The sequence below is a fragment of the Anaerobutyricum soehngenii genome (assembly GCF_009697165.1).
Lineage (GTDB): Bacteria > Bacillota > Clostridia > Lachnospirales > Lachnospiraceae > Anaerobutyricum > Anaerobutyricum soehngenii.
In genome coordinates this window covers 18,158-29,019 of record NZ_VULP01000037.1, presented here as the reverse complement: position 1 = coordinate 29,019, position 10,862 = coordinate 18,158, and the positions used below count along the sequence as shown (strand labels likewise).

Annotated in this window: 8 protein-coding genes; 1 reads left to right on the top strand and 7 read right to left on the bottom strand. The window is 37.5% G+C overall.

Annotation, left to right across the window (positions count from 1 at the left end; all coding sequences use genetic code 11):
• Nucleotides 1–250 precede the first annotated feature (250 nt).
• From FYJ25_RS13145 to FYJ25_RS13130, 4 genes are all read right to left on the bottom strand, one after another.
• Nucleotides 251–985 carry a leucine-rich repeat domain-containing protein gene (locus tag FYJ25_RS13145; protein ID WP_154581485.1) on the bottom strand — a complete coding sequence of 245 codons (735 nt, stop codon included), beginning with the start codon at nucleotides 983–985 and terminating at the stop codon, nucleotides 251–253.
• 352 nt (nucleotides 986–1,337) lie between these two features.
• Nucleotides 1,338–2,324, bottom strand: a complete 987-nt coding sequence (locus FYJ25_RS13140; RefSeq protein WP_205677398.1) for an acyltransferase family protein — start codon at nucleotides 2,322–2,324, stop codon at nucleotides 1,338–1,340.
• 126 nt (nucleotides 2,325–2,450) lie between these two features.
• The gene (gene nifJ, locus FYJ25_RS13135; protein WP_154581484.1) at nucleotides 2,451–6,008 is read right to left on the bottom strand and encodes a pyruvate:ferredoxin (flavodoxin) oxidoreductase; all 3,558 of its coding nucleotides are present in this window, start codon (nucleotides 6,006–6,008) and stop codon (nucleotides 2,451–2,453) included.
• Nucleotides 6,009–6,362: 354 nt separating this feature from the next.
• Nucleotides 6,363–6,803 (bottom strand): prepilin peptidase, encoded by a 441-nt coding sequence (locus FYJ25_RS13130; protein ID WP_154581483.1) that lies wholly within the window; start codon nucleotides 6,801–6,803, stop codon nucleotides 6,363–6,365.
• Between the two features lie 280 nt (nucleotides 6,804–7,083).
• Between FYJ25_RS13130 and FYJ25_RS13125 the strand changes: the two genes are divergently transcribed.
• Entirely contained in the window at nucleotides 7,084–8,466 is a 1,383-nt protein-coding gene (locus FYJ25_RS13125; protein WP_096239026.1) for an alanine/glycine:cation symporter family protein, read from the top strand.
• 559 nt (nucleotides 8,467–9,025) lie between these two features.
• On the opposite strand, the gene FYJ25_RS13120 is transcribed toward FYJ25_RS13125, so the two are convergent.
• From FYJ25_RS13120 to FYJ25_RS13110, 3 genes are all read right to left on the bottom strand, one after another.
• Complete coding sequence (locus FYJ25_RS13120) at nucleotides 9,026–9,289, bottom strand: HPr family phosphocarrier protein (RefSeq protein ID WP_096239025.1); 264 nt, start codon at nucleotides 9,287–9,289, stop codon at nucleotides 9,026–9,028.
• Nucleotides 9,290–9,475: 186 nt separating this feature from the next.
• A complete protein-coding gene (locus FYJ25_RS13115; RefSeq protein WP_021906682.1) occupies nucleotides 9,476–9,859 on the bottom strand; it encodes a RidA family protein in 384 nt (127 codons plus the stop codon).
• A 268-nt stretch (nucleotides 9,860–10,127) separates the two neighbouring features.
• Nucleotides 10,128–10,862 (bottom strand): MBL fold metallo-hydrolase, encoded by a 735-nt coding sequence (locus tag FYJ25_RS13110; RefSeq protein ID WP_154581482.1) that lies wholly within the window; start codon nucleotides 10,860–10,862, stop codon nucleotides 10,128–10,130.

The following is a 10,862-nucleotide window of genomic DNA, read 5'->3' as shown; positions in this document are numbered from 1 at the left end:
GGGGTGCATAGTTACATTCTAAGAATTTATGATAAAGGTTTCCACCACCGGAATGGCGGTTTCCTTAAAAACGGATTTGCGGTTTCCTGAGTCCGGACAGCAGGGACACGGAACCCGGATTATTCACATATGTTTAATTTCTTCAACTAAGTATAGAATATGTTCAAATTTATCATAAATTAACTAACTAAATCAAATCCCCTCATTTTTTTACGAAAACCTTTTAGGTCTTTATTTCATAACAGTGTATTCACTTCGTTATGTTAAAATTTATTTTTTGCTTCTTTAATAACTTCTTATATAATTTTATCTTTTTCGGCAGAACTTTCACAACTAATTTCTTTGGCAGATTTTTAAATGCATCTTTTCCAATCGTTTTAAGCTTGGACGATTTTATAATTATTTTTTTAAGTTTCCTGCAATTATTAAATGCCCCTGCTCCAATAGTTACAACATTCTTTCCCATCGTTATTTTCGTTATTCCTTTGTTTCTCAATACATTTGGTGAAATTGATGTGACTTTATAAGTCTTTTTATCAATTTTTATAGTGCTAGGAATCGTCACATTTTTTATTTTCTTATTTGCAATCCCTAAAAATGTTACTTCTGAATTGTTCTTTATTCTATATCGACAGGACTTAACAGTATGAACTTTCATATATTTTAAAGATGTATAAAATTCAAACTTATGCTTTTTTGCATATCTATAGGCTGCAGAATTTTTCTTTCCTATGATAGTAAATCCTCGCACCTTATACTTATCACTCGCCATCGTTCTCGTCTTATAGTCTGATACGGATTGCACATAAGCTAAACTTGTACAATATCCAAATGCATAGTCTCCAATCTTCGTAACACTCGATGGTATAGACACATTCTTTAACTTATAACTATCTTCAAAAGCATAACTACCTATCTTTTTAACACTTTCAGAAATTTTTACACTTGTTACACTATTATTTCCCGACAAAAAACCATGTGGCAAACTGGTAATCCTTCCTCCACAACTACTTTTACATCTTTAGCATTGCCAAAAGTGCTTCCCATCTGTTGTTCAAACGCTCCTGTCCCACTAATTATTACTGTATTCCCTTTCAACTCCCATTCTGGCATCCTGTATCCATCATCCATTTCCCGTGCATAACTATGATTTCCTCAAATCAAACATAACACCATAATCATTGCTATCGTAATTACACTTTTACAGATTTTCTTCATAATACCCTCCTCCTGTGTAGCAAGTAAAATAGTTGTATATTTTAAATTATATCATAGAGATATTGACATAACAAACTTTTATACAAGAAATCTATATCCTACCAAATCTATGCATATAGTTAATTATTTTGTTTTTTATAACAGCAATTTTTTATTAAATTTAGCGGATAGGATATTATTCCTCCCTGTGATAAAACAAAAGTAACGATTACTGCAATCAATAACAATACTACTTTCCCTTTGGCACCCCAAAATAGAAGTTTATTTATATGAAAAAATCTATTTAATAACATATATACAGGCCAATGCCAAAAATATACATCTATTGTTCTCTCGCCCATCGCAGAAATCCATTTTATTTTTTTAGAAGGCATAAGAAAAATTATAGATGCTCCGACAAAAAAAGTAATTATATAACAAAGCAACCTCATAAATGCTCCATACGAATATATAGATGGTGAAAAACAATTTCTTCCTGTAAATAAGTGTTTCAAAATTATAACTTTTTCTCGATCATAAAAACATATAAATAACCACGCAATTAAAATAACTAAGGATATCCATCCTACCCACTTATTTTTCTTAACGTCTTTAATTTTTTCATCGCTTACTATTGTTCCCAATAAATATATTGGGTAGAATACCAGTATTCTTGATAAACACAAAAAATCTCCTACTTCTTTATCATATCCTACAAAACAAGCCAACATTATAGAAAAAAGACATATATATTCTTTATTTTGATTTCTCAAAAGATATGTGATCAAAGTATATATAGACAATACAAACATAAACCACGGAATACCACCTTCTGACAAAAAAGAAAATGTCATTCCAGCACCAATTATATATCTTACTATTGCAAAAACCATTTTCTGTATAAATCCTACAGATATAAAAAATATACATTTTTGTCCTACATTTTTATTTTTATGAAATAGTCCTGAAACAAATAAAAATAATGGCATATGAAATGTATATATAAATAATGATAAACTACTATACATATTAGATTGGTTTAAGAACAACTCCATAAAATGCCCTATAACTACTAACATTATTAATAGAAATTTTAAATTATCCCAAAGTGCAATACGTGTCTTCACATATTTCTCCTTTCTTTTAATGAAGAAGAAGCCATGCATCGGCATAGCTGACACATGGCTTTTCTTTTGTATTTTATAAAGTTTTATCTTTTGTATAACTAATCTGACTGACCAGTTCAGGCTTTATTATTTATAAAGCTCAACGAGTTTCTGCAGGTGCTCGTAACGTTCTTTAGCAACCTTCTCAGATTCGTTGAAGAGTCTTTCAGCTCTTTCTGGGAATGGCTTAATCAGACGAGTATAACGGGATTCGTTATTCAGGAATTCCTGATATGTTCCGTCGCCTTCTTTAGATGTTAATGTAAATGGATTCTTTCCTTCTGCTTTCTTAGCTGGGTCGAAGGAGAAGAGGTTCCAGTAACCAGCCTTAACAGCTTTCTTCATCTCATCCTGGCAATGGTTCATTCCACCCTTAGCGATACCATGAAGTTCACATGGAGCGTATCCGATGATCAGGGATGGTCCGTCATAAGCTTCTGCTTCTGCAAGACATTTAACTGCCTGGTTAGGGTTAGCACCAAGAGCGATCTGTGCAACGTATACGTATCCGTAGCTCATTGCGATTTCTGCAAGGCTCTTCTTGCTCATTTCTTTACCAGCAGCTGCGAACTGACAAACCTCACCGATGTTAGAAGCTTTAGAAGCCTGTCCACCTGTGTTGGAGTACATCTCAGTATCGAATACCATGATATTTACGTTTTCACCGGAAGCTAATACGTGGTCTAATCCACCGAAACCGATATCGTAAGCCCATCCGTCACCACCGAAGATCCATACAGACTTCTTAGCAAGATACTGTTTCTTCTCTAATACGTCTGCTGCATCCGGACATCCTGCTGCTGCAGCTTTTTCTACCTCAGCGATTAATGCCTTAGCATCTGGTGTATTTTCTTTTGTATTTTCTTTTGTTTCCATGAATTTAGCAAAAGCTGCCTTAAATTCATCTGTTGCTTTATCGGAAGCTGCCATCTTCTCTAATTTAGCGATAGCCTGGTTACGTAAAGTCTTCTGTCCAAGATACATACCAAATCCATGCTCTGCGTTATCCTCGAATAAGGAGTTAGCCCAAGCTGGTCCCTGTTTGGAATCTTTGTTTACTGTATATGGAGCTGTTGCTGCAGGACCACCCCAGATAGAGGAACATCCTGTTGCGTTGGAGATGTACATCTGCTCTCCAAATAACTGAGTGATCAGACGAGCGTAAGATGTCTCTGCACATCCTGCACAAGATCCTGAGAACTCAAGTAATGGCTGGTTGAACTGAGATCCCTTAACTGTAGTATCTGCAGGAGCGCCTGGTTTTCTTCCAACAGTTGCAACTAAGTAATCGAATACTGGCTGTTCTGCTGCCTGGCTTTCCTGTGGAACCATCTTTAATGCACCCTTAGCTGCTGCAGGACAAACTGTGATACACTCACCACATCCCATACAGTCTAATGGAGATACACTCATTGTAAATTTATATTCGCTTGCTTTTGGCTTTGTATCTGCAACTTTCATGTTGTCAGGAGCTGCCTTAATTTCGTCTTCGCTTACTAAGAAAGGACGGATTGTAGCATGGGAACATACAAATGCACACTGGTTACACTGGATACAAGCTTCTGGATTCCATTCTGGAACAGATACAGCAGTACCACGTTTTTCGTATGCGGAAGCACCAAGTTCGAACTGTCCGTCAGCGTTATCTACGAATGTAGATACTGGCAGGCTGTCACCATCCATGATTCCGATAGGTTCCATCATTTCTCTAACCATCTTAACTGTCTCTGGACGTCCTACAAGTTCTTTAGCAGGAGCATCTGGAGCTGGATTAGACCAGGAAGCTGGAACCTCTACTTTATGAACAGCGTCTACACCAGCATCGATTGCTTTGTAGTTCATCTCTACAACAGCGTCACCCTTCTTGCTGTAAGACTTCTTAGCTGCTGCTTTCATGAATTCTACTGCTTCATCGATAGGCATGATGTTCGCTAATTTGAAGAATGCGGACTGTAAGATTGTGTTAGTACGTTTACCCATACCAATCTCAATAGCCTTGTCGATCGCGTTGATTGTGTATAACTGAATGTTGTTGTCTGCAATATACTTCTTAGCTGCTGCAGGCATATGATGATCTAATTCTTCATCAGACCACTGGCAGTTAATCATGAAGATTCCGCCTGGTTTAACATCCTGAACCATCTTGTAACCTTTAACTACATAAGATGGGTTATGACATGCTACGAAGTCAGCCTGATTAATGTAGTATGGGCTTCTGATTGGGTTGTCACCAAAACGAAGGTGAGAAATTGTGATACCACCTGTCTTCTTGGAGTCATACTGGAAGTATGCCTGGATGTATTTATCTGTGTGGTCACCGATAATCTTTGTAGAGTTCTTGTTAGCACCTACAGTACCGTCTCCACCAAGACCCCAGAACTTACACTCTACTGTACCAGGAGCAGATGTGATAGGAGCTGGTTTAACTTCTGGTAAGGATAAGTTTGTAACATCATCCACGATACCGATTGTGAAACGGCTCTTTGGAGCATCTTTTTCAAGTTCTTTATAAATAGCAAATACAGATGAAGGAGGAGTATCTTTAGAACCTAATCCGTAACGGCCAGCTGTAAGAACGATGTCGTTAAGACCTGCTTCTCTAAGAGTTGTAGCAACATCAAGATATAAAGGATCTCCTAATGCTCCAGGCTCTTTTGTACGGTCAAGAACAGCAATCTTCTTAGCTGTCTTAGGAATAACGTCTAATAATGCAGAAGATACCCAAGGACGATATAAACGAACTTTGATTAAACCAACCTTTTCACCTTTTGCTGTTAAGTAATCAATTACTTCTTCTGCTACGTCACAGATAGATCCCATAGCGATGATTACGCGGTCTGCATCTTCTGCACCATAGTAGTTGAATAAATCGTAGTTAGTTCCCAGTTTTTCGTTAATCTTGCCCATGTATTTCTTAACAACAGCTGGAAGAGCTTCGTAAACAGAGTTACAAGCTTCTCTGTGCTGGAAGAATACGTCACCATTTTCATGAGAACCACGCATTGCTGGATGTTCTGGGTTAAGAGCATGCTCACGGAAAGCTTTAACTGCATCCATGTTGCACATTTCTTTTAAGTCTGCATAATCCCACTTTTCGATCTTCTGAATCTCATGAGATGTACGGAAACCATCGAAGAAGTTAATGAATGGAACCTTACCTTCGATTGCAGCAAGATGTGCTACAGGGCTTAAGTCCATAACTTCCTGTGGGTTTGTTTCTGCCAGCATAGCAAATCCTGTCTGACGACATGCATATACGTCACTGTGGTCACCGAAAATGTTCAGGGACTGTGTAGCAACTGTACGTGCAGATACATCAAATACACATGGAAGCTGCTCAGCTGCGATCTTATACATGTTAGGGATCATAAGAAGAAGACCCTGGGATGCTGTAAATGTTGTTGTGATAGCACCAGCTGCAAGAGAACCATGAACAGTACCTGCTGCACCTGCCTCAGACTGCATCTCACTAACAACTACCTGGTTACCAAAAATATTCTCCTGTCCTGCTGCTGACCACTGGTCAACGGAATCTGCCATTGGACTGGATGGTGTAATAGGATAGATAGCTGCAACATCTGTATACGCATATGCTACGTGAGCTGCTGCGGTATTTCCATCCATAGACTGTTTTGCTCTAGGCATTGATTATTCCTCCTTGTCAAAAGTTGTGGTTTATTTTAAATTCGACATAATATTATCATTTTTTCGAGGCAATGTAAAGCTTATTCGGAACTGTTCCTTCTAAAATACAAAATCTTGTCCGAAACAGCCTTTTTATGCCAAAATTTCCCCTTGACAGCGTATTTTTTCGAGTACAATTTTATGTTAATTTCGTCTCAAAACTAACAATGTATTATACCGACTTCTTATCTCTTAATTTGTCTATTTTTATCAATAAGATATTGGAAGGTCAAAAGGTATTTTGCAGCTATCAACTTTTCACTTAAATCAACAACTCAGAGAAAATTATACAGCAGTATCATTAATACCTTAGCATCACTGTAAAAAATTTATCTGAAAAAATACAATCGCAATTCCCAGACACAAAAAAGGTCCCAACGCAAAACACTCTTTATACCCAATACGTTTTGTGAGTAAAAGAAACAATCCACAAAAACCTCCTAACAACAGACCAAAACAGGCAGCAAAAACATTCCCTGTCACTCCTAACAGCACTCCACTTGCCGCCATTAGTTTAATATCTCCTCCACCCAGCCCACCGGAAGACAGTACGGCAATAATAAAAAATGGAATGCTCACTACAAAAATCCCAAATACTCTTCCTGTTATTGTAATCTTCTGAAATACAAAACTGCTCCATATTCCTGCCAAAAATAATAACATATTCAACTGATCTGGAATCATGTGAATTTTAAAATCCACGATTGAAATAAGCAGCAAGATTCCAAAAATAACAATTACTGTAACTAATCTCAATATCTGCTCCTCCCTCTCAAGAATACCGCAGCATTCTTGCTTGACTTTGTTGTTCTTATTCTTATCCCTATCCTTTCTTATCCTTATCTTGCCTTATCTTTCTTTATAGAAAGACTTCGAAAGTTCTTTGTGTTTTTCATTCCTTCTAATTCTAATTAAGTATTTTATTTCTATTTATATATTTATTTTACATTTTATTCCATTTTTCATATTCTGTCAACTATTTATTTACAAAACAGACGAGAAATTATATACTATTTTTAGGAGGATATAAACGAATATGGTCAAAATAATTGAAACAGTCTACAATTTTTTATGGGGAGATTTGCTCACACTGCCTCTACCTGGCGGCGGAACTCTTTCCCTTTCTCTTTTAGTCATTTTACTAATTCCTACCGGATTTTATTTCACGATCCGGACAAGATTTCTACCAATACGTCTTTTTAAAGATATGGTAGGAGCTCTTTTTGAAAAAAAAGGAGATGAGAAAAGTGCACTTTCTGTCATACAGACACTAATCGTTTCTACGGCAACACGCGTTGGAATGGGAAATCTGGTCGGTGTCGTTGCCGCAATTTCTGCCGGGGGTGCCGGTGCAGTTTTCTGGATGTGGCTCACAGCTCTTATCGGATCATCCACAGCATTCATCGAGGCAACCTTAGCACAGATCTATAAAGAAAAGGATCCTCTTTACGGAGGATATCGAGGTGGTCCGGCTTATTACATTCACCGTTATTTTGAAGAAAAAACAGGAAAGCAAAAACGTTACGTTCTTATTTCCGTACTTTTTGCCATTTCCGGTTTAATATGCTGGTGTGGTATCAGCCAGGTTGTAAGTAATTCTGTAGCATCTGCATTCAAAAATGCATTTCATATTCCACCGCTTTACACCACTATTGTTCTCGTAGCACTTGCCGCAATTATTGTTCTTCGAAAAAATGCAACGGTAAAGGTTTTGGATATTATTGTTCCGATTATGGCAGGATGTTATTTATTGATTACATTGTTTATCATTATCACAAATATCACACAGCTTCCCGGAGTATTTTCACGTATTTTTTCTGAAGCTTTTGGACTCCGTCAGGTAGCCGGTGGCGGCTTTGGCGCCGTTCTCATGAACGGAATCAAACGAGGACTTTTCTCTAATGAAGCCGGTTCAGGTTCGGCCCCTTGTGCGGCAGCCGCTGCTGTTTCTGATAATCCTGTTAAAGTGGGATTAACACAGGCATTAGGAGTTTTTATTGATACACTTATGATCTGCAGTTGTACTGCTATGATCATGCTTCTTACACCAACTAGTCTTACAAAAGGACTTGTTGGAATGGATTTGTTACAAAAAGCAATGGAATACCATTTAGGTACATTTGGAGTAATCTTTATTGCCATCACTTTATGGTTATTCAGTTTCTCCACTTTTATCGGCATTCTCTTTTATGCCCGTTCTAACGTAGCTTATCTATTCGGAGACAACTGGTTCTCTCAGACTGCTTACAAAGTTCTCGCACTTGTAATGCTCTTTGTCGGAGGACTTGCTACTTATACTATTGTATGGGATTTAGGTGATGTAGGCATCGGATTGATGACGATTTTTAATATCATAATGCTGTACCCACTATCAAGAAAAGCCTTAATAGCCTTAAAAAATTATGAAAAAGCTCATTAAAGATAAATAGACGAAAAAGTCCGTCGCAGTAGCGGTCTAACGACTGTAACTGCCGACGGACTTTTTGTCTGTCTCATCATTTTGGATTTTATTATGAAGCTTGTTTATATTATGGGCGATCGCCAGGACCACACTCTAGGCAGTCACATTGTCTATGTCACAGACTGGGGAAACAAAAACAGCTTTTGGCATCGGGCGTGGCGAATGGCGGGGATTCATGTATTTGCAATGGAATCGAATTCCGAAGATTTATGAAAAAAGCGTGGATGCCTATGGTATAAAGAGCAGATGCTTTGCAGGTTTTGTGTCACGAAACTTGAGAACGAACCCGCCACTGAGCGCGTTGTCTGAGCGGCAGCGAGTTTAGCGCGAATGGCGTTTCCATAAACGTTCGAAAGTTGAGTATCAAAACGCAAGCCGTCTGCGATTATACCATAGGTCCCACGCTTGTTCGTAAAAATATGGCAGCGATTCCATTGAAAATGCATGAATCCCTGCCATAGGGTAGGGCTGTTTTTGATGCGACAGCCCCTTTTCGGCTCCAGATGGAAATTCGTATTTATTCTTCTAAATCTTTTGCTAATATTTCTTTCATTGCTTCTAATGCTTCTTTTTCACCCGGTCCGTCACACACACATTGTATAACATCTCCCTGTCGGAATGTTCCACTAATCAAGTTAATAATACTTTTGGCATTCACATCCATATATTCTGTCTTGAAATGGATCTGACAATCATAACGATCCGCCAAATTGGCAATCTTATTCGCTGGTCCAAGGTGGATTCCCTGCTCATTTATAATAGTCAATTCCGCGTGTACCATATGTTTCTACTCCTCCTCCATACTTATACCTGATATGTTTAACTTTCCCCTTCTCAATTAAGAAAAAGCTATTTCTATTAGTTTTATTTTATCACATTTCAGAGTAGTCTTCAATTATCAAAGCATCGGCAATTCTAGCTGAAATCCAACAAAAAATCTCTTTATATAAATTGAGGTGCGGTAAAATTATCTGTCTTTGATTGCAGTCACTTCAACTTCAATTAACAGATCTTTCGGAAGTCTTGCTACTTCTACACAAGAACGTGCCGGAAATGCACCTGTAAAATAGGTGGAATAAATTTCATTTACTTTTCCAAAATCGTCCATATTTTTAATGAAAACGGTTGTCTTAATAGCCTGATCCAGGCTGCTTCCGGCATCTGCAAGAAGTCCTTTTAAGTTTTCAAAAACCTGTGTTGTCTGTTCTTCGATCGTAGCTCCGACTTCACCTGTTGCCGGATTCACACCAATAACTCCTGATGTATATATAAGACCATTATACTCTATTGCCTGTGAATATGGTCCAATTGCAGCGGGGGACTTTTCTGATACGATAACTTTCTTTTCCATAATTAAATTCTTCCTTTCTGTTCTTCCTGATATAGTAATTGTTATCTTTATATTACCATATCACTGTTGTCTTTTTCATTGTATTATTTCTTTTAGGACTTTTTAACAGGCAAAACTTACTCTAGGTTCAAGTCGAGCAGCCGCGAGACTTGGCGCGTGATTCTGGTCAGCGTAAGCTGACATATTCTTTACAGAATCACTGCGCATCCTCGCGGAGCGTTTATCTCAGTCGGAGATTGGACTCCCACTGAGACAAATTTGCTGTCACTCACCACTTGAAAGAGGTTGGAGTCTTCTCGACTGAGATAAACTGCTGTTCCTGCCCTGTAATATCCATAATCTGTCCTGTAAGAAACTTCCTGTCATTATTTCTCTTGTATCTTTCAATAATATCATACTGTTCCCAACAATGCATCGGAAAAATAAAACGTGCTCCGACATTTTTTATAAAGTAATCTATTCCAAGAGTTTCTGATTCTTCCTGTCTTGGGTCGAGAACAACAAATGCATAATCGATACTTTCTTTTTTTAAAGATTCTAATTCTTCTTTATATTGCCGTTCCATCATTTTATTATCTTCTTCCGGCTCTCCCGGCCAATCCCACCAATGAAGATCTCCTGCATGATAAATTGTCTTTCCTTCTGTTTTTACAAGAAATGCAACTCCTTCATCTGTAGATTTTAGTGTATACACTGTACATGCATCTATGACTTTTTCTTCATGAGGCTTCATAAATAGAACATTCTCTGCTTTTTTCCAAAAACTACTTGCTCTTTTAATATCCGAAGATAAAACATAAACAACTTTTTTACATTTATTTTCTAATTTAAAAATATCTTTCGTATAATGATCATGATGCGCATGACTGGAAAAAATATAAAGTTCTTTATCGTATTGCAGTTCTGGGAGCTTTCCTTCCCAATAATCAAATAATAAATAACTTTCTTTTGTTTCCACAAGAAAGCCACTATGTTTAATGTAAGTAACTGTTACTTTGTCCAT

Coding starts and splice junctions, on each gene's coding strand:
- FYJ25_RS13115 (WP_021906682.1), bottom strand. CDS start 9,859: ATGGAAAAGAAAGTTATCGTATCAGAAAAGTCCCCCGCTGCAATTGGA.
- FYJ25_RS13125 (WP_096239026.1), top strand. CDS start 7,084: ATGGTCAAAATAATTGAAACAGTCTACAATTTTTTATGGGGAGATTTG.
- FYJ25_RS13110 (WP_154581482.1), bottom strand. CDS start 10,862: ATGGACAAAGTAACAGTTACTTACATTAAACATAGTGGCTTTCTTGTG.
- FYJ25_RS13120 (WP_096239025.1), bottom strand. CDS start 9,289: ATGGTACACGCGGAATTGACTATTATAAATGAGCAGGGAATCCACCTT.
- nifJ (WP_154581484.1), bottom strand. CDS start 6,008: ATGCCTAGAGCAAAACAGTCTATGGATGGAAATACCGCAGCAGCTCAC.